The 26,445-nt window shown below is 43.7% G+C and carries 23 protein-coding genes; 14 read left to right on the top strand and 9 right to left on the bottom strand.

Annotated elements, in window-relative coordinates:
- Positions 1-28: 28 nt before the first annotated feature.
- From ACQY3H_RS05915 to ACQY3H_RS05905, 3 genes are read right to left on the bottom strand one after another with little or no spacing between them, the layout of a single operon-like run.
- Entirely contained in the window at positions 29-289 is a 261-nt protein-coding gene (locus tag ACQY3H_RS05915) for a hypothetical protein (protein WP_428075654.1), read from the bottom strand.
- Positions 290-291: 2 nt separating this feature from the next.
- On the bottom strand, positions 292-795 hold the full coding sequence (locus tag ACQY3H_RS05910) for an acetyl-CoA carboxylase biotin carboxyl carrier protein (RefSeq protein ID WP_428075653.1): 504 nt from the start codon (positions 793-795) through the stop codon (positions 292-294).
- Between the two features lie 32 nt (positions 796-827).
- Positions 828-1,517, bottom strand: a complete 690-nt coding sequence (locus ACQY3H_RS05905; protein WP_428075652.1) for a hypothetical protein — start codon at positions 1,515-1,517, stop codon at positions 828-830.
- 124 nt (positions 1,518-1,641) lie between these two features.
- On the opposite strand from ACQY3H_RS05905, the gene ACQY3H_RS05900 reads away from it, so the two are divergent.
- The 4 genes from ACQY3H_RS05900 (at position 1,642) to ACQY3H_RS05885 (ending at position 6,115) form a co-directional block, all read left to right on the top strand.
- Positions 1,642-3,114 (top strand): hypothetical protein, encoded by a 1,473-nt coding sequence (locus tag ACQY3H_RS05900; RefSeq protein WP_428075651.1) that lies wholly within the window; start codon positions 1,642-1,644, stop codon positions 3,112-3,114.
- Positions 3,111-3,899 carry a hypothetical protein gene (locus tag ACQY3H_RS05895; protein WP_428075650.1) on the top strand — a complete coding sequence of 263 codons (789 nt, stop codon included), beginning with the start codon at positions 3,111-3,113 and terminating at the stop codon, positions 3,897-3,899. Before ACQY3H_RS05900 ends, ACQY3H_RS05895 begins: the two co-directional genes overlap by 4 nt.
- Positions 3,900-3,991: 92 nt before the next feature.
- Positions 3,992-4,735 (top strand): hypothetical protein, encoded by a 744-nt coding sequence (locus ACQY3H_RS05890; RefSeq protein WP_428075649.1) that lies wholly within the window; start codon positions 3,992-3,994, stop codon positions 4,733-4,735.
- A gap of 15 nt (positions 4,736-4,750) precedes the next feature.
- Positions 4,751-6,115, top strand: a complete 1,365-nt coding sequence (locus tag ACQY3H_RS05885) for a hypothetical protein (protein WP_428075648.1) — start codon at positions 4,751-4,753, stop codon at positions 6,113-6,115.
- A gap of 119 nt (positions 6,116-6,234) precedes the next feature.
- Here ACQY3H_RS05885 and pnp read toward each other — a convergent pair whose 3' ends face one another.
- The 5 genes from pnp to ACQY3H_RS05860 all read right to left on the bottom strand — a co-directional run bounded on the left by pnp (position 6,235) and on the right by ACQY3H_RS05860 (position 14,186).
- Positions 6,235-8,346, bottom strand: coding sequence for a polyribonucleotide nucleotidyltransferase (gene pnp, locus ACQY3H_RS05880; protein ID WP_428075647.1), 2,112 nt, complete (start codon positions 8,344-8,346; stop codon positions 6,235-6,237).
- Positions 8,347-8,355: 9 nt separating this feature from the next.
- A complete protein-coding gene (gene rpsO / locus ACQY3H_RS05875) occupies positions 8,356-8,625 on the bottom strand; it encodes a 30S ribosomal protein S15 (RefSeq protein WP_428075646.1) in 270 nt (89 codons plus the stop codon).
- A gap of 203 nt (positions 8,626-8,828) precedes the next feature.
- Entirely contained in the window at positions 8,829-10,211 is a 1,383-nt protein-coding gene (locus tag ACQY3H_RS05870) for a hypothetical protein (RefSeq protein ID WP_428075645.1), read from the bottom strand.
- Between the two features lie 5 nt (positions 10,212-10,216).
- Complete coding sequence (locus ACQY3H_RS05865; protein WP_428075644.1) at positions 10,217-13,879, bottom strand: hypothetical protein; 3,663 nt, start codon at positions 13,877-13,879, stop codon at positions 10,217-10,219.
- 139 nt (positions 13,880-14,018) lie between these two features.
- The gene (locus ACQY3H_RS05860) at positions 14,019-14,186 is read right to left on the bottom strand and encodes a hypothetical protein (protein ID WP_428075643.1); all 168 of its coding nucleotides are present in this window, start codon (positions 14,184-14,186) and stop codon (positions 14,019-14,021) included.
- A 198-nt stretch (positions 14,187-14,384) separates the two neighbouring features.
- Between ACQY3H_RS05860 and hydE the strand changes: the two genes are divergently transcribed.
- Together hydE and ACQY3H_RS05850 are read left to right on the top strand one after the other, a co-directional pair.
- Positions 14,385-15,425 carry a [FeFe] hydrogenase H-cluster radical SAM maturase HydE gene (gene hydE / locus ACQY3H_RS05855; protein WP_428075642.1) on the top strand — a complete coding sequence of 347 codons (1,041 nt, stop codon included), beginning with the start codon at positions 14,385-14,387 and terminating at the stop codon, positions 15,423-15,425.
- A gap of 12 nt (positions 15,426-15,437) precedes the next feature.
- Positions 15,438-16,004: a type IV pilin protein gene (locus ACQY3H_RS05850; RefSeq protein ID WP_428075641.1), complete on the top strand. Its 567-nt coding sequence runs from the start codon at positions 15,438-15,440 to the stop codon at positions 16,002-16,004.
- A gap of 36 nt (positions 16,005-16,040) precedes the next feature.
- Here ACQY3H_RS05850 and ACQY3H_RS05845 read toward each other — a convergent pair whose 3' ends face one another.
- The gene (locus ACQY3H_RS05845) at positions 16,041-16,607 is read right to left on the bottom strand and encodes a hypothetical protein (RefSeq protein ID WP_428075640.1); all 567 of its coding nucleotides are present in this window, start codon (positions 16,605-16,607) and stop codon (positions 16,041-16,043) included.
- Positions 16,608-16,741: 134 nt separating this feature from the next.
- Here ACQY3H_RS05845 and ppdK point away from each other — a divergent pair, with 134 nt between their 5' ends.
- From ppdK to priA, 8 genes are all read left to right on the top strand, one after another.
- Positions 16,742-19,528 carry a pyruvate, phosphate dikinase gene (gene ppdK / locus ACQY3H_RS05840; protein ID WP_428075639.1) on the top strand — a complete coding sequence of 929 codons (2,787 nt, stop codon included), beginning with the start codon at positions 16,742-16,744 and terminating at the stop codon, positions 19,526-19,528.
- Positions 19,529-19,690: 162 nt separating this feature from the next.
- Positions 19,691-21,106, top strand: coding sequence for a hypothetical protein (locus ACQY3H_RS05835; protein ID WP_428075638.1), 1,416 nt, complete (start codon positions 19,691-19,693; stop codon positions 21,104-21,106).
- Positions 21,107-21,327: 221 nt separating this feature from the next.
- Positions 21,328-21,879 carry a hypothetical protein gene (locus ACQY3H_RS05830; RefSeq protein ID WP_428075637.1) on the top strand — a complete coding sequence of 184 codons (552 nt, stop codon included), beginning with the start codon at positions 21,328-21,330 and terminating at the stop codon, positions 21,877-21,879.
- Between the two features lie 88 nt (positions 21,880-21,967).
- Complete coding sequence (locus tag ACQY3H_RS05825; protein ID WP_428075636.1) at positions 21,968-22,519, top strand: type IV pilin protein; 552 nt, start codon at positions 21,968-21,970, stop codon at positions 22,517-22,519.
- Between the two features lie 39 nt (positions 22,520-22,558).
- A complete protein-coding gene (gene gmk, locus ACQY3H_RS05820; protein ID WP_428075635.1) occupies positions 22,559-23,155 on the top strand; it encodes a guanylate kinase in 597 nt (198 codons plus the stop codon).
- A gap of 15 nt (positions 23,156-23,170) precedes the next feature.
- On the top strand, positions 23,171-23,467 hold the full coding sequence (locus ACQY3H_RS05815) for a hypothetical protein (RefSeq protein ID WP_428075634.1): 297 nt from the start codon (positions 23,171-23,173) through the stop codon (positions 23,465-23,467).
- Entirely contained in the window at positions 23,467-24,456 is a 990-nt protein-coding gene (locus tag ACQY3H_RS05810) for a uracil-DNA glycosylase (RefSeq protein ID WP_428075633.1), read from the top strand. Before ACQY3H_RS05815 ends, ACQY3H_RS05810 begins: the two co-directional genes overlap by 1 nt.
- A gap of 2 nt (positions 24,457-24,458) precedes the next feature.
- Entirely contained in the window at positions 24,459-26,429 is a 1,971-nt protein-coding gene (gene priA, locus ACQY3H_RS05805; protein ID WP_428075632.1) for a replication restart helicase PriA, read from the top strand.
- The last annotated feature ends 16 nt before the right edge of the window (positions 26,430-26,445 follow it).

The following is a 26,445-nucleotide window of genomic DNA, read 5'->3' as shown; positions in this document are numbered from 1 at the left end:
GGTGATTTTAATGTAAAACCTAATCAGTCTACATGCTTTCTGCGGCCGTTGTCGGGGCGGCGGCTACTGCTTCGGCTGGCTTTTGGCCCCATGTAATATGATAGTTAATATCATCGGCTTCCAGTGAGATTTTGCCTTGTTGGTACAAAGCCCCTAAAGCCAAATACAATACCGAACTGGATAACTTAAACATCACTTTTAATTGCCACGAAGTGGCCGTATTATTTTTAGCCAAATAATCGCTAATTTGGCTGACAGCTAAATTGATATTTTCTTGTAATGGACTCATAATTATACCCGTTCAATGGCAAAGAGCGGTTCGCCTTGTTTAACAGGCTTGCCGTTTTCTACCAATACTTTTTTAATAATGCATGGAAATTCCGCGCGCATTTCGTTAAATACTTTCATCGCTTCAATTAAGCAAATCACGTCGCCTTTTTCTACACGTGCCCCTTCTTTTACAAAGGGCGGCGCACTGGGCGTAGAACCGCGGAAGAAAATACCCATTAAAGGAGCATTTAATACTTCTTTATATTGTTCTTGTACAACGGATGTATTTCCCCCCGAACTTGTCATAGCACCTACAGCCACCGGCACCGGGACAACCGCCGGGCGCGATTTAACTAAACGCACATACAGACCTTTTTGGTCATATTCAATGGTGTCTAATTGGTTGTCTTGCATGAAACTGTAGAGTTGCTTTACTTCTTTTAAGATGGGAGATTCTTTGACGGCAGCTTTTGCAACTGCTTTGTTAGGTTTGGTTGAAACATTTTTTTTAGATGTTTTTTTCATAATAACCTCGCTTGAGATATTTTACATAATTTTTAGCGTGTTGGTAAAAAATCTTCCTGTGTTTGAATTTGTTTTTGTAAGTCACCAAGCATATCTTGTAATTGTGTTTGAAATTGTTGCCGTAATTGACTGCCTTGCAGTTGCGTATAAGTGGGAAGTAAAATAGGCGATAAAATATATAACGTCCATTTATTGACAGCCCGTATAACGGCGGATGCGCCCGGCTTTTCAAAAACGCTAAAGCGACGGGCCGAAAATGTTTGCAGCGGTACGGCTTTGCCGGCGGGGCGCAAGGAAAGTGTCAGTTCGGTACATAAGCCGTTTTGTCGCGCGGCTAGTTGCGGTTGTTTGCTGGTGCAATCACTGCGGGTTAATTCTCCCGAGAGTGAAATATCGGCTATTAAATCAAATTGATTCTCCTGTGTTTTCGGCCCGGTTTGTACTTGTGTAAAAGACGATTTAAGCATATCAGCGGCAGAACTATACACACTCTCTTTTATATCTAACGAGAAATCATATAATGCTTGTGAAGTAGGGTCAGAAATAGTAAGTGAATCAGGCACATTCCCCGGTTGAATAATCAGCACGGAAGCGTTGAAAATCGTTGGCGCGGGAGTAGACGGATAGACACTGTGGCGTATTTGCCCATGATATGAACAACCTGTCAGTAAAAGCGTTAATAATACTCCCACCAGCCCATGGAACATACGTAAAAAATTCATATCGTTATTGTATCAAATTTAATCAGTGAAATCGGATAGGACAAAAGACCTATCAGAAAGTAGGCCTTTTTTCTCTTGTGAAAAACCAACATTTTTAAGACAATAATTGTATAGGAGAAAAAAAATGAAAAAACTAATTATAGTAGGAACCATGATTTTAGGAACTGTTTCCGGCTTTGCTCAAATCTATAAAGTACCGCAAGAAGTTAGTAAAACCGGTGCGCAAATAGGAGAAATATCACAAAAGACCGGCAAGGAAATATATACAGCGCTAGATAATATGGTTGGTAATTTGTCTCAAGCGGTGCGAAATGCCCAACAAACGTTGCAAATCAACCAACTAAAATTACCTATGGGCGAAATGTCTTATCAAAAATATGAGAATTTATTAAACTCATTTCAAAAAACAAATAATCAGCAAATTCAAGTTCTTCACGATGTGCAAGCGCGGTTGCTCCCCGCAGAGGAACTGCACCATATTATATTCCCCCAATCCGATCAAATGTATGTGCCGGCACAGTTAGCGGCGCAAGAATCACAAAGTGTATTTAGAGGGATCAAAATACCTAATTTGAAAGCCTTAAAAAATATGTTAAATCAAGGTATGGAAGTAAGTAAAAGCACTTATTCGGGGCAAGTGTTTACTACACCGTCTTTGCGGATTGCACTTAATTATGCGTTACCTTCCAAATATGATATTTTTGCTCAACAACGGGGCGAAGTGAATATCCCTGTGTTAATAAGAATCAATTTAACAGAAGAATTATTAGCCACCGTTCCTTCGGGGAAAATAGGATTGCAACAGGTGTTCTATGGTTCAATTCCTTCAGAGAATGTAACCGATATTATGGTATTTATGGAAGTGAACGGTAAACAAGCGTGGCATAAAGCCATATTGAAAGATGGCGAAGTTTTCTTTTTGGCCGTGCCCAATCAAGCGGTAAGCGTGAATGATGATTTTTTTGTCACGCCGGGTCAAACCTTTCAAACGGACATTCAAAATAATGTGCAGGTTTTTGCCAGTTTTACTGCTAATGAAAAGGCGGTTTCATCGGCAACGTCTGATTTTAGCGTTCTGCCCGACGAACAATTACGCGCGGCTATTAGTAACGATGAGGAAATGCGCTTGTTTGTGCCGGAATCTTTTGTGCAAGAAGATAAAATGTTGTACCGGGGCCTTCGCTTAAAAAATACGGCCGAATTGCAAAACATTTTACAACGCGGTATGGAAATTGATAAAACCCATCACGAAATGATTTATGTTTCCCCCAACCTCAGTGTGGCTATGGGATATATGTTCCCGTCCCAAACCGCCCGGTTATTAGGCACTCATGAAGGGGAAGAGGCCTTGCCGGTACTTGTGAAAATTCCGGTAACGGAACGCTTGTTACAAGAAAACCCGCCGTTAAAACCGGAAGGTGAATTTGGTGGCCGTCGCGTATTATATGAAAATGTCCCCGCGGATATGATTACAGACGTGGCCATATATGCTCAAATCAATGGCGTACAAGGTTGGTATCGTGTAACGCTGAAAAACGACAAATTGGTATTTATGCCTATTCCTACAAAGGCCATGAGCGGATGGATTTCTTTATGAAACTGAAAAAAGTTTTCTTATTGGCCCTGTTGCTGACAGGAAATAGTTTGGGGTGGGCGCAAAACACAATACTAGCCGCTCCGAAGCAAATAGGTAAAACGGTAACGGGAGAAGTTGTAGATGTCCACGCTTTGATTGCTCAACAAATGAGTGCGATGTGTCGTCAAATGATGATATCTACGGAGATTCGCGTATCGGAAAAATATAACATTCGGTTTGCGGATATGCGCAGTGATATTCCTTCTATCTTGGCTCTTGATTCCAAATTAGAAAATGCGCAAGACTATGTGTTGGCACGTATCGTTCCCAAAAATGATGATATTGTATATAAGCAAGCCTCGTGGAACTTGCGATTTTATTTAATGAATTTAATGAAAGAAGAAGGAACCCATTTTTTTTACCGGGGAATGCGGCTGGCTAGTTTAGAAGCCATTGATCATGTTTTATTGCACGGACTTGAAGTCAACAAAACTGCGTATAACGGAATTTACATGACACCAATGTTAGCGGTGGCCGAAGGATATTCCGGCTCTACGCAAGGAGAAATTCAGGTAATCGTCGTCTTGGACAGTGAAGCGGTAATTGATCATCTTAAACAGGATATGCCGGGGGAGGCATATTCGGAAAGAAACATTCCCCCCTTTGCTATTGTGGAAGTATTGGCCTTTCTTGAAATCAACGGAAAACCGGAATGGTACCGAGTTGTATTAGACGATGAAGGACGTGTGTTTATACCGTTACCCGCTAGCAAAAGAAAAATAGATGATTTTGAGATAGATGAATAACATGTATCACTAGTATGATGAAAAAGGTAGTTGTTATAAACGTATTGCTTTGTTGTTTTTCCCCTGTCTTTGCGCAACAGGGAAAAACGGCCATGGAACTGATTACAGGGAAAATCGGTGCGGATATTGCACGTCAAACTCAAGCGGCTATTTCGCAAGCCACTCGCGCGGCAGACAATGCCGCCCGGGCATCCTATCTCGCTGCACAACAGGTATCTGTTGTTTCCGAAATACAATACACAAAAATTATCAATATACCTGATCAACCAAGCGTCAAATTGAGCGGGAAGTTTGATAATTCTTCGGACGTTTTGTCCGTGCAACTGTTATCCGGATCGGACAGTTGGAATATAATCCGTCCGGCGGATGCTACCGGAAAGTACATGCGTGAAGTGTTTTTGCCGCAAAATATTTCGGGAAATGAACCATCTTTTTACCGGGGAATGAGTTTGGTAAGATTTGCTGATTTGAAGAATTTATTGATAAACGGGTTGGAAATCAGAAAAAGCAACTACGAAGGAAAAATTTTTGTTTCGCGAACTCCGGTGACTTCGCTGTGGTATGCTACCATGGGAAACGACCCTCAATTTCCCGTACTTATTAAAATTCCGTCAACGCCGACCTTGCGCTTATACGCACCGGAAGTATATCCGCCGCATACCTTACAAACGGCAGAAGAAACCGTTTTCCGCCGGGATGTTCCTCCCCGTTTGATTTCCGATGTGTGGGTTTTTTTGGCAGTGGACGGTAAGCCTGATTGGTATAAGGTGGTATTGGAAAAGGATGAATTGGTATTTATACCGGCTAAGGGTGAAATGAAAAAATTGGCCGATTGATTGAAAAGGAAAATTATGAAAAAATTAGCCGTTATTTGTCTTATCGTAGGAAGTTGTTTGCCGGCGTTGGCTCAAAAAGAGATCAAAGCCATAGAGACGGCCGTGCGGATAAATACAGAACTTTCGCGTACTATTTCTCAACAATTATTCAAGGCAGAACAATCGGCTGCTGTCCTTGCTAATACGGTTCAAACGCTGATTCCGTTGCAAATTACCGAAGTATCACCCTCTTTGCAAACAAAAATGGCTGTTTTGCTTGAAAGCATGCAAGGCAGAGACGTCGCCACCGGCAAACTGCTGCGTTCTACCTATATGCGGTATCAAGAGGCGGATTTGGCTTTGAACGATTATTTGGAGCGGATAAATCAAGCGGAAAATACGTCGTTTTTGTATCGGGGAATGCATGTAAATGATCTGCAAGATGTGCAACAAATTTTAGCGCAGGGCATGTTGGTAAACCAAACCGGATATAACAGTATTTATATGTCCGCTAATTTTGCGGTTGCCCGGCATTATGCCAAGTTGGAAGAAGGTATTCCCGTAGTAGTGATGATAAAGAAAGACGATATTGCCGGAAGTTTAAGGCCGGGCAATTTGCCTAACTTTTACGCGGAAAAGGATATTCCTCCTCAAGCTATTTTTGGGGTATTTGTGTTGCTGGATATCAATGGCACCCCGGGGTGGTATCGGGTTCTATGGCAAAATAAACTAATATTTACGCCGCTTACCAACGATACGGTAAAACCCGCCGCCAAATCTCAAGCGTATATCCAAATTACCAATATGCCCGGCGAGCCGACGGTAAAATTAGGCGGGGCGGTAGATAACGCGCCCGCTGTATTATCTGCGCGGTTGTTGCCGAGTGTGGACAGATGGGATATCATCAGTCCTACGGATCCTGTCGGAGTGTACACCGAGCAAACATTTTTGCCGAAAGATATTTTAGAGAACAAAGAATCTTTTTACCGTGGCATGAGATTGGAGAAATTAGACGATGTAAAGAATTTGTTGATAAATGGTTTAGAAGCACATAGAACCAATTATCACGGTGATATTTATGCATCCCTAATGCCTTCTATTGCGCTGGGGCATGCAATAATGGCGGGTGAAAATTTATCTGTCCTGGTACAAATTCCTGCGACAGACAAATTACGTTCCTATGCGCCGGAAGCATTCCCGACAGACGATCGATATGCCGCCAAAGCATTTCAAACAGGTGAAGTGTGCATTTTCCGACGGGATGTTCCCGCAAGTTTTATTTCAAATATATGGGTGTTTTTAGAAGTAAACGGAAAACCCGGGTGGTATAAAGCCACATTAGAAAACGACGAACTTATTTTTACTCCGGTCCCGGCCGCGTACTTGAAGAAAAAGAATTAATTATTCAGAAATAACGAATATGACCAGAAAACAATCCCCCCGGGCATAGCCGGGATTATTTATACAAAACACACCCCTCGCGTTAGACGAGGGGTGTGTTTTTTTGCGTAACTTACAAACTATTTGAGTAACGCTTTGCGTGAAAGACGTACTTTTCCGTTATTGTCAATTTCCACGCATTTTACTTCAATAATGTCGCCGATGTGCAAGACATCTTCAACTTTGTTAATGCGGTGTTTTTCAATTTCGGAAATGTGTAAGAGTCCGTCTTTGCCGGGCAGAATTTCTACAAACGCGCCAAAGGGTTGAATAGAAACCACTTTGCCTTTGTAGATTTTGTTGACTTCCGCTTCCGCCGTCATCATTTCAATTTCGGCTTTGGCTTGGTCCAACTTATCTGCGTTGGCGGCGGCAATCGTTACGGTACCGTCTTCCTCAATATCAATCTTGGTATCGGTCGTTTCGGTAATGCGTTTGATATTCTTACCGCCGGGGCCGATTAAAGCGCCGATTTTGTCAACCGGGATGCGCAGTTTGAAAATGACCGGCGCATAGCGGGAGACATTTTTATTCGGTTCGGCAATCGTTTTTTCCATGTGATCCATAATGAACATGCGGCCTTCGGTCGCTTGTTTAATGGCTTGGCGTAATACGTCTAGCGGGATACCCGTTTTGAGTTTTACGTCCATTTGGAACGCCGTGATACCTTTGCGAGAACCGGTGAGTTTGAAGTCCATGTCGCCGAGGTGGTCTTCCAACCCCATAATATCGGACAACACAACAAATTTGCCGTTTCCGCTAATAGCACCCATGGCAATACCGGAGCAGGCCGATTTCATCGGTACGCCCGCGTCAAATAGGGCGAGTGAGCCGCCGCAGACGCTGGCCATAGACGAAGAACCGTTAGATTCCATAATGTCAGACACTACACGGATCGTGTACGGGAATTCTTCTTCCGACGGAATAAGCGGCAACAAAGCGCGGCGCGCTAATTCCCCGTGGCCGATTTCGCGGCGGCCCGGAGAGCGATCCGGTTTGCATTCACCCGTAGCAAAACCCGGGAAATTGTAGTGGAGCATAAAACGTTCATACGATGTTTCATCTAACCCTTCTACCATTTGTTTATCATCGGGGGTGCCTAAGGTGGCTACCGCTAACGATTGCGTTTGACCGCGCGTAAAGAGCGCAGAACCGTGCGCACGCGGCAAGAGCCCTACCATAGAACTTAACGGGCGGATTTCGGTCGGTTTGCGGCCGTCCACACGTACGTTTTCGTTAAGTACCATTGCGCGGGATTCTTCGTACATAATATTTTCTAACGCAATACCGGCATAGGTAGCAGCATTGTCCGCATAGGTGGCCGTTAATTCTTCGGTGAAGGATTTTTTGAGTTCGGCTACTTGTTTGTCGCGGGTTTGTTTGTCGCTAAACGCGTGCAAAATTTGTTTGGCAGTTTCGCGGAATTTGCCGTTGGCAAGATCCGTTACTTCTTGCGGCAGTTTTTCTACCACATATTCAAATTTCGGTTTGCCGGCGAGTTCGCGCAATTTTAATTGCGCATCGCACATTTTGTCAATTTCCGGCTTGGCGGTTTCCATCGCTTTGATGATGGCTTCTTCTTCTACTTCTTTGGCGCCGCCTTCTACCATTAAAAGACCTTGTTTGGAACCCGCAATCACGAGGTCCATATCACATTCTTCGTGTTGGTCTTTGGTAGGGTTGACGATATATTGTCCGTCTTTGCGGCCGATGCGTACAGCGGCTACCGGCTCGTTAAACGGAATGTTAGAAATAACGAGCGCCGCAGACGAAGCGAGTACGGATAAAATATCCGCATCGTGTTTATCGTCGCTGGAAACGACCATCGCGGTTACGTTGGTTTCGCAAGCAAAACCTTCCGGAAAAATCGGGCGTAACGTGCGGTCAATAATGCGGGAAGACAAGGTTTCTTTTTTGCTGGCTTTTCCTTCGCGCTTAAAAAAACCGCCGGGGATTTTTCCTGCGGCATAAGTTCTTTCTTTATAATTGACCGTCAAGGGCATGAAGTCGGAAATGCCCGGTTTTTGTTCTTTGGTGGAAACGGCAGTGGATAAGACCATGGTTTCACCCACGGTTGCCATTACCGCGCCGTCGGATTGTTTAGCGATTAAACCCGTTTGTAATTTAATCGTTTGTCCGCCGACAGTGACTTCCACAGTTTGAATGTCAAATTTGTGGTTAAAATTTTCCATTTGGTTGTCCTATTTTCTGAGTTTGAGTTCTTTGGTAACGGACTGATATTTTTCAAAGTCAGAGCGTTTCAAGTAAGCCAATAAGCGTTTGCGTTGGCTAACGAGTTTGTTAAGCCCTCTTTCACCCGCAAAATCTTTCGGGTTCGTTTTGAGGTGGTTAGAGATATATTGGATACGTTCCGTAATGAGCGCAATTTGTACGGCGGCAGAGCCGGTATCGTTGGCGCTGGATTGGAATTTGCTGATGATGTCTTTTCTGTCTTTCAATGAAAGTACCATTTTTATTTACACTTAGGGCTGCAACCTAACGACCAAGCCGCATTTATCCTAAAAACGACCGAGCCGCAGCGGAGCCCTTCTCCTATGTTTAATTTTTATACCTTTTACAGTACCGTTTTATTATACCAATTTCCCCTCACTAAAAACAACCGTTTTCTTTTGAAAAACGGTTGTTAAAATATATGAGTTGGTGATATGTTTTTCTAAAGGGTAAAATTGACCATATAATCATCCATATAAGGCCGGAACAAATCGCGGTAGAGTTTGAAGATTTGGTGCGGTGTTTTATCTTGAACAAGATCTTGGGCATTGAGCCATAACGTATAACTGATATCGGGCTTGTCCGAACCTTCCCCCTCCGACGGAGAAATATGTTCTATATGAAAGTGTAATCTGCCCGCAAACGAATCGCTGGTCACCTGACCGTCTTGCAAACCGAATTCGTGGGGTGTCATGCGGACTGAAAAACCTTTAGGACATAAATCTTGAAATACACGCGCTACATCGGCGGCAGTTGTTCCTTCTTCCAAAAAAATTCCGGCGATAGAATCGCGGGTGATATAAAATTTAATGGGGCCGTAATCGTTTTGTAATGCTTTTTTGGCATGCGGTTGCCACTTCGTTAAACCGTTGATTTCTATTACTTCATGGAAATCTTTGGCTTGCGGTAAGGTGGGATTATCCCCGCGATAAGTCACCCGAACGGATCTCCCCTTATCGGAATAGCCTAAATGCATGGCATTTAAGGTGACTAAAATATCATATATCTCATCGTTTAATCCGTTCCCGGCAGCGGCTACACGTACCGATTCAAATGCTTTGGTGGTTTCGGGGGTAGGAATCATGTAGTTCCCATTGTCAAGAAGCCATTGCGGAAAATCGTTTGCCAAATCGCGTGCGTCGGGTGCTCGGTTAATTTCCTGACTAAACATCTGGCGCGATATCGGGCCAGATTGGTAATTGCTCGGATAATCTATCGGAGAAACTCCAAAGGCGTATTTTTCTTGTTCTTCTTGTAAGGCCAAAACAATGGGATCATTCGGCTCTGTGGATGCGAAGAAATATCTAATTCGTCTGGCTAATTGTATTTCTTGAATATCTTGTTTCGTGTACATATCCGGGGTTTTGTCTTCTATTTTTAGACGCGGGAAATGTCCGTTTTCGCTAATAAAAAGTTTGGTTTGAGCATAAAGTATTTCCGGCCCGTGGCGCCACGGAGCCTGATACGGTGGTTTGACATGGGTAACGGCGGGTGATTGGGCGCGTCGTATTGCATTTTCTACGGCGTTAGAAAAAGACGAAGCAGAAAAATCTATCATGTTTTCCGAAGATAATTTCATTTGTCCAAGTATATTTTCTACGTTTATATTGGCTTGCGGGTTGGCCTGCTTAACCAATTGCGTGGCCGCTTCTAAGGAAAGTTGTGGGTTTTGCATGAGCAAAAAGGCGATTTGTCTTTCCGCAGAAGATATCTGGCTTAAACGTTCCAGCCCTTTAATACCGGTTGAAACAATTGATTGGGCTTGAACGGAAATAAAACCGAAGATAATTAAAATGCAAGAGAGGTACAAATGATGTTTATGCATAGTTGTTACCTGCTGTAAATTCGTAATAAATTTTTGATGGCTTCAATATCCTTATCCGTAGTTGTTTGTGTTAAACTAAATCGATATGCCGCTTGACGCAAGGCCGTGCGAATAGGAGGTAATTTTCCGTCGTGTTCCTGAATATATTGCTCTAATTCCGCACGTACTTGAGTCGGCGTACGTTTAATGTTTTTTACATGCGATTCCCATAAGGTCCGCAAGGCGGAAAGGGTATGTTCGTCCCCTTCTACATGGTTGATAACGTGATAATAATTATTGCGTAACGGATGTCTCGCGGGTGGGAGTTGACCGTTATTCATTTCCAAATAAGTTTGTAAATTTTGATACACTTTCTCCGGAGTGCGTTGTACTTCCGGTTGAAATTTATTTTCATTTAGCAACCGCGTAATAGCCGCAATATTCGGATCGTTCTGGTTGCCGACACGTCGTAAATGCTCGGCGGCATTTCGTAATGAACTCCCCCCTTTGGGCAGTTCGTTATGCTCTTTAAGATAGATTTGTAATTGTTTCAACACTATAACGGCACGTTCTTCGGCAGGTGCTATTTTTTGCGCATGCGCTTGCCAAAATTGGACCAAGGCTTGTATATCCGGATCGTTGCTATACTCTTTTCTTACCAAATGCCGATACGCATTATTTAAGGAATGTTTATCCGGCGGCAATTTCCCGTTTTCATTTACATAAGCCACTACGTCTTCGTAGACTTGTTTGGCCGTACGGCGTGTGCGTTGGCGAAGTTTCCCCCACATTTCCGTCACGGCAATAACATCCGGATCGTTCGGATCGCCTTTATGAATGACATTATAAAGGGCTTGGTATAACGGTCCGTCTACCGGAATAGTTTCTTGGTTGGCTGCGTAAATTTCCAATTCCGCACGCACTTGTTTAGGCGAACGCGAAACCACGGTTACATATTTATTATACAAATCAATAATTTGATTGACTTCCGGGATGTTTCTATCGCCATGGTCAATTATATAAGTAATGGCATGACGCAAGGAAGTGGTACCCGGTGGCAATTTATTGTTATGTGTTTGCAAATAAACGACTAATTCATCATAGACTTGTTGGGGCGTACGTTTAGCATTTGCCGTATGCGGAGTAACTTGGGGTAAATCTTGCGGATCTACCGGCGCGGATAGCAATTCCGGTTTGATTTTACGGTACGGATTCGGTTTTTTATGGGCTTGCCACATTTCTTTAATCGCAATCACGTCCGGGTCATTGGGATCTCCGATTTTCATTATTTTGTAGGCGAACGTGTATAAAGGCGAGCCATTGGTAGGCAAACGGGTGTTGTCGGCAAAATAAGTTTCTAATTCGGCACGGCAATCGGCTGCTGTCTTGCCCCGTGTAATGATGTTGTGTTTGCCACCATACGTCTGAAGTAGCCGGATGATTTCCTGCACATCGGAATTATTTTGATCTCCCACTTTGCTTATTTTATACGCAGCCGCCCGTAAAGCATTGTTTTGTGGCGGGAGTTTATTATCGTGTTCGGTTAAATAATTTTCTAATTCTTGGCGCACATTAGCCGGTGTGCGGGTAACTTTTCCCCCTCTGGGTTGAACATGATTTTGCCATAAGGTACGCAAGGCAATCACATCCGGGTCATTGGGATTTTCTATACGAAGTGTCTTATAAATCAACGTGCGTAAAGGGCCGCCGGCAGGTGGAATTTGCCCGTTATGTTTGTTCAGATAAGTCAGTAAATCTTGACGTACTTGTGCCGGCGAGCGGAGAACAGATTGCCGCCCTTTGCTGTGGGAAGAATTTGTTGATAAAAGTTGATCGATAATTGCCATATCCGGGTCTTCGGGAAATTGTTTTTTCATCCTGCGGATTTTTTGGCGCAAACCGGAATTGTTGGGAGGTAATTCTCCGTCATGAAGTTGGATATATTCTTCTAAATCTTTGCGTGCTTTGGCCGGTGTGGTGTATTTATGATATACACTATGGTCTTCTATCATTTGCTGTATCCATTGGATATCCGGATCGGTAGAGGCGGATGCGTGCGAAGTTAAAGAAAAAATTGCCTGACGCAAAGCGCTATTATGCGGTGGCAGGGCGCCGTGGTGATTTTCTATAAATTCCGCTAATTCTTGGCGTACAGATGCCGGAGTGCGGACTTTTCTACTCCGTGTAGAAACCGGTTGTTGGTCTACTTCTTCTATTAATTCGTTAATCGGGGCGATGTCTTCGCTGTCTGTTGCCGCGACATCTTCGGTTGATAAATCGGGAGTTTCCGGCTCGTCATATTCTAATTCCACCCGTGGGGCAGGCGCAGAAGTTTGTAATCTTCTGGCGGCTAGTTTTTCCCATTGTTTGGCTAGCAGAGTGCCTACTCCGACTTGTAATGCCGCTTGCGAGAATTGTTCATCTAATCCGTGGCGAATTTCCTGCCATAATACCGTCACTTCCTGTGAACCATTCAAAAGCACATAGGCAAACGGATGGTGTAATATCAGGTCTTCCCGTAACAGTTCGGGAAGGGGCTCGTCTTGTAAGGCGATACGGTCTTCCGGAATGATAAGACGGGCTTTGTTTTTCGGAATTACGTTTTTTATTCCGCGCCAAACAGCGGCCAGTTGTTTGGGCTGACGTTGGCTATCTGTTTCTTTTAAGCGAATCAGGGCCAATTCCTGTAATTCTTTATAAGCCCCTAAATTAAGTAACGCGCGCGTGAAAAAATAATCTTTCCACAAATCAAACAGGCCGTAATCACGCCGGGCCATTTGTAAAATAGCGGGTGCTGCCAGTTGCGGAGTGCCAAACCAACCTAAATTGACGGCCGCGCTGGCGTACTGGGCAAAACCGTTCTCCGCATATACGGTTTTTTCCACCTGTCCGTTAGCCACACCGAGCCAATAATTTTGTGCAACATCCATTTGGGTAAAAGAAGGAATTATCAATTCGTCGGTAGGCTCTACTAATGCGGCGGGTAAGCCGGACTCAAAAAAAGCCTGTTTTTCCAATCCGCGCAATTCCAGCCATTTTTCTATCCCTTTTTCGTGGGTGATAATATCGTTTGTTCGAAGCGTTTGGGCAAACATATCACTGAAATTTTTTGAAATAACAACTGTTTTGCCGGTAGGATAAATTTTGGTGTACATATCCATAATACGTTGTATGTTCAAACCGAAATTTCCCATCGCCAAAAAATCATTTCTTCGTAATTGTTGGAAATAAATACCATAGCCGGGCACCGGTACTTGCGTTAAACGGGCGGTTGCCTCTCTTAAGGAAGCACTTGTTCCGTTTTCCAGTTGGGCAAAAGTTTGCGGTCTTCGGGGAACACGTTTGCTAGAAAGATTGTCAATAAGCGCTAGGGCTTGTTGTTGGGAAACGTGTGGTTCTGCTACCGGTACATATCCTACATTGTGCCGGAAGAAATATTCCAAATCTGCGTTGGTAGCAATAGGGTCTTGCTTTAAATATTGCATGGTTTTGCGAAGTGCTTCAACAGGAATTTCCGGGTTTTGGATACGTAAAAATTCCACTTGCTTTTCTAGTGAAAAAATAGCCCGCGCCTCACTTAAACCTTTAATAAGTGGGTTTTGCGCAAATCCCTTGATAGATAAGGCGGAAAAAATAATAGTAAGAATAATCCGTTTCCGCAAATTAAGGCTACTAATCAATTGATTCATATACTATAGTTTAAAAAATTTGTTTGCAATTCGCGAGAGTCAAAAGACCTATTTGCCAACGGGTCTTTAGGCCTATATTCTTTTTGATTTACAAAATGGGGCGCCCGCTGGAGAACGGGCGCCGGGTGTTCTGGAGATATTATGAATGTACGGGTTGTAAATCTTCCGCCAATTCTTTTTCCAGTTTGTCAATTTCTAACTGGGTGGCTTGGTACCAATCGGCAAAATCGCAATTGATATCAGCGAAGGCGCGTAGCAAACACGCCGGACGAACGTCTTGTGTAATATTTTGTTTGTTGTTGGCCATATTAGTACCTCCTTATCAAATTGGTGCGGCTTATATATATAATGTATCTGTTTCTGACGAAAACTACGAGGGTCTTTGGCTCTAGGCCCCACCGGAATTTAGACCCATGATTTTTGATAGAATAAGTCCTAAATTTTTTTCTTTCCGGGCCCAGAAACAAATAGGTAATTAGTCCCATATTTTTGATATACTTTTACTATGACAGACGAGATTTTACGGCGTGCCGTTCAAACGCATATCTTATCTAAAGAAGAAATTATCCGCTTGCTTTCTATGCAAAATGCGCAGACTCTTTTTGTTGCGGCGGATGAAGTGCGCCGGAAATTTGTGGGTGACGGCGTTTATTTGCGTGCGCTGATAGAATTTTCTAATTACTGTAAAAATAACTGTTTATATTGCGGTATCCGCGCGGGAAACTCACACGTTAAACGCTACCGCTTAACGCCGCAGCAAATTATAACAACCGCCAAACAAGCCGTATCATACGGCTATAAAACAATCGTGTTACAATCGGGCGAAGACTTGTGGTTTGACACGGATAAACTGTGTGAAATTATCCGCGAAATAAAAAAGTTAGATGTCGCGCTTACTTTAAGTATCGGCGAGAAAACTCGCGAAGAATATGCCGCCTACCGTCAAGCCGGTGCAGACCGTTATTTACTACGCATTGAAACGACCGACAAAGAACTGTACGAAAAATTAGACCCACAAATGCGTTGGGAAAACCGCGTACGGTGCTTGCATGATTTGAAAGCGTTGGGGTATGAAGTCGGTTCCGGTTCGCTGGTGGGGCTCCCGGGCCAAACGGTGGAAAGTTTGGCAGACGATTTATTGTTTTTTCAAAAACTTCCCGTAGATATGGCGGGAATCGGGCCGTTTATCCCCCACCAGCAAACGCCTTTGGCAACTGAAAAAGCCGACGGACATTTTGATTTGGCCCTTAAAATGATGGCGGTAATGCGTTTATTACTGCCGGACATCAATATCCCGGCCACAACAGCCATGGAAACCTTGCATCCGCAAGGGCGTTTGCTTGCCTTACAAGCGGGCGCTAATGTGGTAATGCCAAACACCACAGACACGGAATTTCGTCCGTTTTACGAATTATACCCCGGCAAAATTTGCTTGGGTGATTCGGCGGAAAAATGCCGCGGTTGTGTGGAAAATAAAATCAAATCTATCGGCCGCTTTGTTGCGCACAAAAAAGGTTTCCACGGTGACTATTTGAAAAAAGTTTAAAAGGAGCGTGTTATGAGAAATAGTATATCAGGTCGTTCGAGAGGTTTTACGCTAATAGAATTATTAGTGGTTGTTCTCATTATCGGTATTTTGGCGGCGGTGGCGTTGCCGCAATACACGAAAGCGGTGGAAAAATCGCGCGCCGTACAAATGATGACTCTTGCCAAATCTATCGGGCAAGCGTTGGAAATCTATTACCAAGCAAACGGAACAGGGCCGACTTCATTTGACGAATTGGACGTAGATTTACCTGCTGATTTTACCGGGAATACGAGTCTGTATGATTATTCATTAAAAGATACGCGTTCTAATGCAGATTGGTCTGCTGTTCTTGAAGTAGGAAATGTCATAGCAATTCATGTAGGAAGGCTAAAAGGTAATTATAAAGGGGCCGATTTTTCTTATTATGTAAATACCGCAGCCACCCATGCAAATATTCCTACTCACAAATTACTTTGCGGCGAGATAAAAGAACACAGTTCCTATGTTTTTGGTAAAAACGCGGGTGATTTTTGCGTCAAGTTTTTCAAAGGGGTCAAAAAGCACGATAGCGGTATCCGTTTGTACGAATTGCCTTAACATTAAAACTTTATTTTGCCGATTAAAAATACCGCGTTACCACTCGCGGTATTTTTCTAATAAATCAGCCAATTGCCCGGCATTTTGTGAACTGTCCGCAACGGCTTGTTTGCGTTGCGGATTCAAAATACACAGTTTGCCAAAACAATTTTGAAATATCCACGCAGTGGCACAATCCATACTTTGATGCCCCGGGCAAGAAACGGAAGTGGTTCTTCCTACCGTTATAATGCGTTTGCGGTAAAATTCATCAAATCCGCGTTGCGAAAACAACGTGTCAAATGCCCGCTTATAAGCCCGTGAGTACGGACAACCGGGATAAGTGAACAATAATACGTATTTATGGTTTCCGGTTAAATAGCGCTTAAATCGGGTGTCTTGTGCTAAACTGTCATATACTGTTTGCGGAATATTTACAACTTGCACATTGGCTATATTCTTTGCATAACGAACACTGCCGCCCATGTGTACGGGAACGGGCGAATCTTTTTTGAACATGTTTTCAAAATCAATTTGCCGCCCGAAATGCGCGCCCAAAATAAGCGCACATACTAAAAACACGATGACTTCCCACCCGTTTATTTGTGATAAAAAATTTCGCATATTCTGTCATTTATTATACATACTTTTTATATAAAAAATACTTCCTTTCATAGCGTAAATATACTACAATATATAGGTAATAAGCGGACTGTGTCCGCGGCTGTTTTATTTTATCTAGGAGAACAAAACCGAATATGGTAAAGAAAACCGTAAAAAAAGCGGCCCCCAAAAAAGCCGCTAAAAAAGCAGTAAAATATATCTACTCTTTCGGTGCCGGTAAAGCCGAAGGCAACGGCAAAATGAAAGAACTCTTGGGCGGTAAAGGCGCCAACTTGGCCGAAATGTCCGGTCAATTAAAATTGCCCGTCCCCCCCGGCTTCACGATTACTACCGAAGTCTGCACCTACTATTGGAACAATAAACGCACTTATCCGAAATCTTTGCAAGCCGATGTGCTTGCCAACTTGAAAGAAGTGGAACGCAAAGCGAAAAAAGAATTCGGTTCCGAAAAGAACCCCTTGCTCGTTTCCGTACGCTCCGGCGCGCGTGCTTCCATGCCGGGTATGATGGAAACCATTTTGAACATCGGTTTAACCGAAAAAACCATCCCGGGTATGATTGCCAAAACCGGCGATGCGCGCTTTGTGTATGACGCTTACCGCCGCCTCATTATGATGTACTCCGACGTAGTGATGGAAAAAGCCGCCGGTATTGAACCCAAAGACGGCGAAGGCATCCGCAAAATTTTAGACGGTATGATGGGCGACGTTAAAGCCAAACTCGGCGTGAAAGACGATACCCAAATCCCGGCTGAAGAACTCAAAAAACTTTGTGTAGAATTTAAGAAAACCGTTAAAAAAGTACTCAAAAAAGAATTCCCGGATGATCCGATGGAACAATTGTGGGGCGCTATCGGCGCGGTGTTTGCTTCTTGGAACGGTAAACGCGCTATTGCCTACCGCAACATTGAAAACATCCCGCACGATTGGGGTACTGCCGTCAACGTACAAACCATGGTGTTTGGTAACATGGGTAATGACAGCGCAACCGGTGTCGCTTTCACCCGCAACCCCGGCAACGGTGACAGCCACTTCTACGGCGAATATTTAATCAACGCGCAAGGCGAAGACGTCGTCGCCGGTATCCGCACCCCCTCGCCGATGAACAAATGGTCCACAAACGCTCACTCCAAAAACTTGCCCACCTTGGAAAAAGTAATGCCCAAAGTGTACAAGGAATTAGACCAAATTCAAAAGAAATTGGAAAAACACTTCCATGATATGTTGGATATTGAATTTACGATTGAAAACCAACGCTTGTGGATGCTTCAATGCCGCGTAGGAAAACGCAACGGTACGGCCGCGGTGCAAATGGCGTTAGACATGGTTAAAGAACGCTTGATCACCAAAGAAGATGCCGTCTTGCGTGTAACGCCTGCTCAACTCGGCGAATTATTACTCCCTGCCATTGATCCGAAAGCCGAAGCCGGTGCCAAACCGGTGGCCCAAGGTTTGCCTGCCGGCCCGGGCGGTGCGTGCGGTAAAATCGTTTTCAACTCCGTAGATGCTATTGAAATGCAAGAAAAAGGCGTCAACGCCATTTTAGTACGCGAAGAAACCAACCCCGAAGATATTGAAGGTATGCGCGCAGCGGCGGGTATTTTGACTCAACGCGGCGGTATGACTTCTCACGCGGCGCTCGTTGCCCGCGGTTGGGGTAAATGCTGCATCGTCGGTTGCGGTGAATTGGAAATTGACCTAAACAAGAAAACCGTTTCTATGGGTGGCAAAACCTATAAAGAAGGCGACGAAATCACCTTGAACGGTACGAAAGGTTATGTCTATGCGGGCGCACTCAAAATGTTAGCCGCCGGCGAAGGCAACAAAAACTTGGCCAACTTCCTCGCGATGTGCGATAAAGTACGCACCTTGAAAGTTCGCGCCAACGCCGATACGGAAGAAGATGCTATTAAAGCCCGCAAATTCGGTGCCGAAGGTATCGGTCTGTTCCGCATTGAACACATGTTCTACGGTAAAAATTCCGACAAACCGCTTTTCATCTTGCGCAAAATGATTCTTTCCGGTAGCGAAGAAGAACGCAAAGCCGCCGTCAACGAACTCTTTCCGTACATGAAAAAGGAAATCAAAGCCACGATGAAAGCCATGTCCGGCTTTGGTGTAACCGTTCGTTTGATGGATCCGCCGCTCCATGAATTCGTGCCGACCTTGCCCGAAAAACAACAAGAACTGGCTAAAGCGCTCGGTATTTCTATGGCCGTATTTAAGGAACGTGCCGCCGGACTCCACGAAGTGAACCCGATGATGGGACACCGCGGTATCCGCTTAGGTGTAACGTATCCGGAAATTACCACCATGCAATCGCGCGCGATTTTTGAAGCCGCTGCCGAACTTATTAAAGAAGGCGTAAAAGCCCAACCGGAAGTCATGATTCCGCTTACCTGCGATGTCAACGAAATCATCACCCAAAAGAAACTCATCCGCGCCGCTTACGAAGAAGTTGTAGCCAAGACGAAAGTCAAAAAACTTAACTACTCCGTCGGTACGATGATTGAAATCCCCCGCGCGGCCGTACTCGCTTACGAAGTCGCCGCCGAAGCGGATTTCTTCTCGTTCGGTACCAACGACTTAACGCAAATGACGTTTGGTTTCTCGCGTGATGATATCGGTTCGTTCTTGCCCGAATACCTGAAACAAGGTGTGTTGGAAAACGATCCGTTCCAAACGCTTGACCAACGCGGCGTAGGTATGCTCATTGAACACGCCGTTTGCGAAGGCCGCGAACAAAAACCGCATTTGAAAGTCGGTATCTGCGGTGAACACGGCGGTGATCCGGCCAGTGTGGAATTCTGCCACCGCGAAGGATTCACCTACGTGTCCTGCTCGGCTTTCCGTGTGCCGATAGCCCGCTTGGCCGCCGCTCAAGCAGCCGCCAAAGACGTGCTTGCTAAAAAGCATAAATAAGCATTATTAACGCAGTTTTAACAGGGGAAAAAGCAAAACTTTTTCCCCTGTTTTTTTAGATTAATCTACCCGAATTTACAAGTATTATTTCTCCTTGTTTTTTATTCAAATATCCATTATAATACAAGATATATAATTCCAAAATAGGGGAGCGTAATTTCGATGAAACAATTTACAACCATATGTATGAGTATCGGGTGTGTTTTTTTATTGACTTTGCAAGTGCAAGGAGGCAATTTGCACGGCCATTTGCAACAGCAAATACTTGTGTCTGTAAACCAACAAACAACTGCGTCGATTTACTCGGTAGTCCTGACCGAACTGCAACACTATTACGATCGTGAAAATTTTAATGATCCCAAACGAGAAACCGGATGGTATCGGGTGGATAATTTTTTAAGTTGGTTGGAAACAAACGCTTCCAAATTGGAAGAAGAAACAATCTCTTTGGGCAAATATACATTGTCCGTAAAACAGATAATTTCTTCAGATAAATTTCTTAAAGATCGTTCATTAAGCGATTTGTTGTGGGTTTATTTGGGCGTTCGTTATATAGCAGATATGTATCAGGTTAAGGCTGATTTTTCGCGCTTGCAACTTATCATGTCTAATTCTTCCAATCAAGCCATAGACGGATTAGGGATTATTAAAATTTCCTTGAAAGAGCAACGTTCTTTCATAGAACAAATAAATTTGGGCATACATGAAGGTACACATATTTTGCCTTATTTGATGGGCCATGATAAAGTATTATCGGAATTGGCTACATTTTATTCTCAATATAATTATGGGCTACCTGTTAATGCCAAGCAAACCGTACATACTATTAGCGGGGTACGGGATATCCGCCAAACATATCGGAATCATAACGGCTTTGCGTTACTGTATGAATATAACTATTTTGTAGCGGGACTGATCTTGAATAAACATCTTAAAAAGAACGAAGTGTTACAATTGTATCAAAACAAAAATACGTTTGCTACTGACACGGAAAATTGGATTCATGTGGTGCTGAATTTAATTGCCGCTGAAAATAATTCGTTTTTACTTACTATACCGAATATATCCTGTACTATGAATATACCTGCTCTTGTCTCTTATTTGAACGGAACCGGAATTACACAAACAGATCTTAAAAATTGGTCTGAGCAACCGGGACGTCGATTTTATATCGGGAAATCAGAGAACTTATTAAGTACAATATCAATTCCGCAAGATAGAAACCCTAAAATGGTTTGGACAGCACAATATTCACCATCTATTAATTCTTTCGTGCTGCAAGCCTATTTGCCGGCCAATCAAGAGCAATTTTTACAGGGAACCTTTGGTAAAAATGCTAAATATGTACGTCCGCTTTATAAATCTATTATATCGCATTTACCTCCCGAAATTATACAGACGGTAAAGGAAAAATATCCGATACAAACCCCTGAAACTTTTTCTGGGATTACGTTGGATGCCGTCGACGTGCGAGATACTCTTCTGATACCGCATCAAGAAGATTTTATGAAGGCATTACTGCTATCTTTGCAAGAACTTAATGCTCCGATATCTCCTATTCCACAAGGATATATTTAATACATAAAAAATCTTTAGATGTGCTTGCCAAAAAGAGAAAATAAACGTTATTAACGCAGTGTTAACAGGGGAAAAAGCAAAACTTTTTCCCCTGTTTTTTTACGTTTAGGCCTATGCGGTGTATGGGCCTTTTGACCCTTGTTGGTTGGTTTGTTTTTTACATACAATAAATATAAGGTTACCGGATGTAGCTTATATCTACGTCGGACAAGGAGAACATAATGAAATTCAACTGGGTGGTTATATTGACTCTTCTGGGATTGGTTTTGCCTACGCTGTCGTTGGCCAAACCTACCCCTATGGCAGTAAAAGAAAAAATTATTAACGAACTTATTCAACAAACCAAACAAGCCGAAATGTTTGCGGAGCAATTTAATAAGTTACGCAAAACATATCCGACATATGAAAAGGAAATTACAGATCTTGAGAAAATACATGAACAATTGCTTCGCGAGGCTGAAACAAGTTTAACGCGGGCATATCACCACACGTATTATATGCGTCATATGATACCGACGTTGGAGAAGATGTATAATCTGGTTCAATCTATCAAAGATCCCACAGCCAAAAAAGCATGTATCAAGGTGTTAAATCATGCCTATAGATATTCTACGGCACGTGATACGCCGTCTACTTATTCATACAAGTCTAATCTTAAACATATGACTGAAGTGGCTATCTCGGAAGAAAGCCAATATCGTGGAAAAACATACGCACCGGTCTGGGCGGAGTTTTACAAGCAGTTTGATTTCGATATAAATCAATCCAAATAATAGTAATTCTTGTATCCCTCGCTTTACGCGAGGGATATTTTTTTGTTAAATTGTGTTTATTAAAATAAAGCATGAAAGGCGTGGGATTATGAAAAATACAATATCGTATCGTTTGAATGGTTTTACACTAATAGAATTATTGGTCGTTGTTCTTATTATCGGCATATTAGCAAGTGTGGCCCTGCCGCAGTATAATGTGGCCGTAGCCAAAAGCCGCTTAATGCAATGCTTTACGCTGGCCAAAACAATAAGAGACGCCGAAGATGCCTATTTCGCGGCTAATGGCGAATATACCACCGATTTAGAAGCACTGAGTGTTGATTTAAGCAGTTATACGGCAGGCAGCACCAATAGCAGCAGTTTGGCAAATTTTACGCTTCCTAATAAATATAAGGTGCAATTGGCCGTCAATGGGGCCGGCTCTGCGGAAGATCGGGTGGAAGTGTATATTCCTTCGTCTCTCGCCGGAATAACATATTTCTTTGACAATGCTACGCCTGTGCATAATCCCCCCTTAAAAGGAATTTATTGTACCACGGACGGCAAAGCGACTTATCAGAAAGCCTGCAAATCGATGGGCGGCGTATATGCGTATACGGTAGGCGGGACGACCAGCGAAGTGTATAAACTGTCCTTGTAACCCTTGCGCCCGGCCTTTTCTATTTACTATAATAGCATTATGAAGGCGTTTCCCATTATTGTATCTTCTCCGTCGGGAGCAGGTAAAACTACGATTATTGATGCGGTACTTAAGCGCAACAAAACGGTTGCGCGCGTGATTACTGCCACCACCCGTGCCCCGCGCAAAGGTGAAAAAAACGGAAAAGATTACCACTTTTGGACGATAAAACAGTTTGAACAAGCCATCAAAAAAAACCAAATGTTGGAATGGGCGCAAGTTCATACATCGTATTATGGAATTCCCAAAAAATCGGTGGACGATTTAATCAAAAAGAACATCTGCCCTATTTTGGTTATTGATGTGCAAGGCGCGCGCACCGTCAAGAAAATTTATGAAAATGCGGTGCTTGTGTTTATTATTCCGCCGAGTCTAAAAGAACTTAAAAAACGTATTTTAGGCCGCAACGATAACACGCAAGATATTGAACTGCGTTTGGAAACCGCTAAAAAAGAAATACAGGAATTAGACCACTACGACTATGTTTTGCTCAATGCCGATTTAGAAAAAGCCATTACGGATATGGCCGGAATTGTATCCGCCGAACAATGCAAAGTGGCACGGCAAGATTTGAAAAAGATTAAAAATCTGAAATAATTACGAGGGAGAAATATGTCCGCAAAGAATGAAAAAGAATTAGATGCTAAACTCATGGATTTTGACGGCGATCGCTATGATATCGTCGTGCTCGCGTCCATGTGGGCTAAACAACTTCGCAAAAAAAATGAATACAAAAGACAACCGCACGCGGTTGTTATTAAAGTAGCGTTAGACGATATTTTGTCGGGCCGCGTTTCTAAAGAAGATGTTTTGCACGTCAGCAAAGACAACTTGGAAAAAGAAATGAAAGCCCAAGAAGAAGCCCGCTTAGAAGCGGAACGCAAAGCCAAAGAACCGTTGAAATTATAATGGCAAAAAATTCACTGAGCCAACTGGCAGGAGAACTCAAAAATTTCTTGCAAAGTTGTGACGAAGACGAATTTATAACTACGGCGGCTACCCCTCATCAGGCGGCCGCCGCAATTTCACGTGTTCCTAAAAAACAGGCGGTTACTTCTCAAGAAACTGCTGTCGAGGTATTTTTTCAATCGGCTCACATCCCTGAACAAGTGACTTCTGCACAACCCGCTCCGGCTACGGCACCCGCTATGCAGGAAAACTCTACGTTAACGATAGAATTTCGTTCTGTTACACATCCTACAACGGCTGTTCCCAACGCGTCGGCGCAAACTACATCTAACACACAGGAGGCAACCCCTATGCTTACTACGGCCCAAAAACAAGCCGCTTTGCAAGAACTTGCAGAAACTATTAAACAATGTTCCCGCTGTCCGCTGGGCAGTGCGCGCTTAAATGCCGTCCCCGGTGAAGGAAATGTAGATACTGAACTGATGTTTGTAGGCGAAGGCCCGGGGTATGATGAAGACCGTCAAGGCCGTCCGTTTGTGGGGCGTGCCGGGCAGTTATTAGATAAAATGATTGCCGCTATGGGGCTTACACGTGAACAGGTTTTTATTGCTAATATCGCTAAATGCCATCCTATGGTGGACCCGCAGCATCCCGAAAAACACGGTAATGACCGCGCCCCAAATTCCGAAGAGATTGCTTGTTGCCGTAAATTTTTGGAAAAACAAATTGCTATCATCTGCCCGAAATATATCGTGGCGTTAGGCGGTGTGTCGGCAAAAGCATTGATTTCGGATGCCAAATCGTTAGGGGCACTTCGCGGACAGTTTTACAATTTGCATCTAGACAGTGTGGAACTCCCCCGCCCGGTGCAAATTCTCGCTACCTTCCACCCGGCTGCCTTACTGCGTAATCCGAATTGGAAAAAGGATGCATGGAAAGATTTGCAACTTGTTATGGCAAAGTTAGGGCTTAAAGGTATCGCCAAATAAATATGTTTTGTAAAGTTGCGTTTGATGTTCCGCTGGATAAAGCGTTTGATTACCGCGTGCCGGTTGAATTGGCGGATAAACTTCGCCCCGGTATGCGTGTAACTGCGCCGTTCGGGCGTGTATTAACGGGCGGCATTGTAACGCAAGTAACCGAAATATCCGATGCTCCCGCTCATATTGCCTTAAAAGATATCGTCGCTTTGATAGATAAACAACCTGTTTTTGGGTCTGATTTTTTTCCGCTTGCCCAGTTTATTAAAAATCAGTGGGGTGGGCCTATCGGACAGATTTTAGGCGGGCTGATTCCGGTAGAACCTTACGTCAAATTCCAACCGCCTACGCCGCAAGTTAATGTAACTGTTTCAATGCCATCCTATCATTTAACGCCGTCGCAAATTTCGGCATTAAACGCGCTGGAAAATGTACCTGCATACACCTTCTCGGCTTTTTTATTAGACGGCCCGGCTTATACGGGTAAAACCGAAACCGTTTTACGCGTTGCCGCTAAAGCCTTAATGGGATACGGGCAGATTTTAATTACAGTTCCCGATATTGCCGCCGCCCGGCAATTTATCAGCGAAGCCGAAGGCCGTTTTGGCGCGGATAATGTGTTTTGTTGGCATAGCCGTATGCCGGTAAGTAAAAAGAAAAAATACTTTGCGGCCATTTCTTCCGGACGGCCTTGTGTTGTCATCGGTACACGCTCATCCGTATTATTACCGTTTAAGAATTTACGCTTTGCCGCTATGCTTAATGAAGGTGATGATAATTATAAACAAGAAGAAAATAAACCCTATTATCACGCGCGCGATGTCTTATTTTTCCGCGCTAAAGCCCATGGAGCGGTACTTGTTTTATCATCGGCTACGCCCAGCGTGGAAGTAGAACACCAAGCCCAACAAGGCCATATTAAACGGCTTGTTTTTACGTCGGCCGTTCCGGGGCATGCGTTTACCCCCCAACTCAAATTTGCCGAAAAAAAAGGTGAAAAATCACGCTTTTTGTCTGATTTATTGGTCTCGGAATTAACCGACAATTTACAACGCGGTGAGATGTCTTTACTTGTGTTAAACCGTATGGGATATGCTAACGCGTATGCTTGTTTGAACTGCGGTACGTACGCGCGTTGTAGCACCTGCGGCGGTATTTTAGCATACGAAAAGACAAAAGACGGCTCCATACTTGTATGTAAAAAATGCGGTGCAAAAGCCCCACTTGAACAGGAATGTCCCAAGTGCCATAATTTGATTTTTAAGTCGCGTTCCGGCGGTACGCAAAAAGTAGCGGCAGACCTCGCTAAAATTTTCCCACAAGCCAAATTGTTGCGTTTGGAATCTGATACGCTCGCCACAAAAGACGGCGAAGGATTTGAAGCATTAAACGCGCTAAAGAACGGACAAGCGGATATTATTATCGGTACGAGAGTGGCGGCAGGAGCGCTTCGCGGTGCCAAAATTACGTTGTGTGCGGTATTGGACGCCGAATTGGAATTGTCCTCATCCGATTATCGTGCCACCGAAAAATTTACCCGCTTACTTTTTGAGTTGCGCGGTCATTTATCAGGTGGGAAAAATGGACGGCTTATTATTCAAACGGCCGATAAAGAATCGTATGATTATGCCCCGCTTTTTGCGGCCGATTATAAGGATGCCGCCGAAACGGAAATGGCACTTCGCGAAAGTTTCAATTATCCCCCCTTTGTGCATTTATTCAAAATGACCTTAAAAGCCAAGGATGTGGCTTTGTTAAACCGAGAAACGGCCCGTCTTAAAAAATTGGCCCAATCGCTTTGTAGTGAAATTTTAGGGCCGGTATGGTGCGCTAAAAAAACCGATACCCTTAAAAAACAATACTTGCTTTTTAAGACGGATAATGAAAAACGGGCCGATCTGCTTGCTTTATTAGATTCGTTTGAGCCGGAGAAAAAAGTAACGGCAAAACTGGCTGTTGATCCGTATGATTTTATTAGATAGGGTAAAAACAACCCTA

This window comes from Candidatus Avelusimicrobium luingense (genome assembly GCF_902757105.1).
GTDB classification, from domain to species: Bacteria; Elusimicrobiota; Elusimicrobia; order Elusimicrobiales; family Elusimicrobiaceae; genus Avelusimicrobium; species Avelusimicrobium luingense.
This window is presented reverse-complemented; position numbering and strand designations above follow the sequence as displayed.

Excerpts from the sequence above, each read along its gene's own strand:
- ACQY3H_RS05905 (WP_428075652.1), bottom strand. The coding sequence starts at position 1,517 with ATGAATTTTTTACGTATGTTCCATGGGCTGGTGGGAGTATTATTAACG.
- rpsO (WP_428075646.1), bottom strand. The coding sequence starts at position 8,625 with ATGGTACTTTCATTGAAAGACAGAAAAGACATCATCAGCAAATTCCAA.
- ACQY3H_RS05815 (WP_428075634.1), top strand. The coding sequence starts at position 23,171 with ATGTCCGCAAAGAATGAAAAAGAATTAGATGCTAAACTCATGGATTTT.
- ACQY3H_RS05915 (WP_428075654.1), bottom strand. The coding sequence starts at position 289 with ATGAGTCCATTACAAGAAAATATCAATTTAGCTGTCAGCCAAATTAGC.
- ACQY3H_RS05910 (WP_428075653.1), bottom strand. The coding sequence starts at position 795 with ATGAAAAAAACATCTAAAAAAAATGTTTCAACCAAACCTAACAAAGCA.
- ACQY3H_RS05895 (WP_428075650.1), top strand. The coding sequence starts at position 3,111 with ATGAAACTGAAAAAAGTTTTCTTATTGGCCCTGTTGCTGACAGGAAAT.
- ACQY3H_RS05885 (WP_428075648.1), top strand. The coding sequence starts at position 4,751 with ATGAAAAAATTAGCCGTTATTTGTCTTATCGTAGGAAGTTGTTTGCCG.
- ACQY3H_RS05850 (WP_428075641.1), top strand. The coding sequence starts at position 15,438 with ATGAGAAATAGTATATCAGGTCGTTCGAGAGGTTTTACGCTAATAGAA.
- ppdK (WP_428075639.1), top strand. The coding sequence starts at position 16,742 with ATGGTAAAGAAAACCGTAAAAAAAGCGGCCCCCAAAAAAGCCGCTAAA.
- ACQY3H_RS05890 (WP_428075649.1), top strand. The coding sequence starts at position 3,992 with ATGGAACTGATTACAGGGAAAATCGGTGCGGATATTGCACGTCAAACT.
- ACQY3H_RS05825 (WP_428075636.1), top strand. The coding sequence starts at position 21,968 with ATGAAAAATACAATATCGTATCGTTTGAATGGTTTTACACTAATAGAA.
- ACQY3H_RS05830 (WP_428075637.1), top strand. The coding sequence starts at position 21,328 with ATGAAATTCAACTGGGTGGTTATATTGACTCTTCTGGGATTGGTTTTG.
- priA (WP_428075632.1), top strand. The coding sequence starts at position 24,459 with ATGTTTTGTAAAGTTGCGTTTGATGTTCCGCTGGATAAAGCGTTTGAT.
- ACQY3H_RS05835 (WP_428075638.1), top strand. The coding sequence starts at position 19,691 with ATGAAACAATTTACAACCATATGTATGAGTATCGGGTGTGTTTTTTTA.
- ACQY3H_RS05860 (WP_428075643.1), bottom strand. The coding sequence starts at position 14,186 with ATGGCCAACAACAAACAAAATATTACACAAGACGTTCGTCCGGCGTGT.
- ACQY3H_RS05865 (WP_428075644.1), bottom strand. The coding sequence starts at position 13,879 with ATGAATCAATTGATTAGTAGCCTTAATTTGCGGAAACGGATTATTCTT.
- hydE (WP_428075642.1), top strand. The coding sequence starts at position 14,385 with ATGACAGACGAGATTTTACGGCGTGCCGTTCAAACGCATATCTTATCT.
- ACQY3H_RS05870 (WP_428075645.1), bottom strand. The coding sequence starts at position 10,211 with ATGCATAAACATCATTTGTACCTCTCTTGCATTTTAATTATCTTCGGT.
- ACQY3H_RS05900 (WP_428075651.1), top strand. The coding sequence starts at position 1,642 with ATGAAAAAACTAATTATAGTAGGAACCATGATTTTAGGAACTGTTTCC.
- pnp (WP_428075647.1), bottom strand. The coding sequence starts at position 8,346 with ATGGAAAATTTTAACCACAAATTTGACATTCAAACTGTGGAAGTCACT.
- gmk (WP_428075635.1), top strand. The coding sequence starts at position 22,559 with ATGAAGGCGTTTCCCATTATTGTATCTTCTCCGTCGGGAGCAGGTAAA.
- ACQY3H_RS05810 (WP_428075633.1), top strand. The coding sequence starts at position 23,467 with ATGGCAAAAAATTCACTGAGCCAACTGGCAGGAGAACTCAAAAATTTC.
- ACQY3H_RS05845 (WP_428075640.1), bottom strand. The coding sequence starts at position 16,607 with ATGCGAAATTTTTTATCACAAATAAACGGGTGGGAAGTCATCGTGTTT.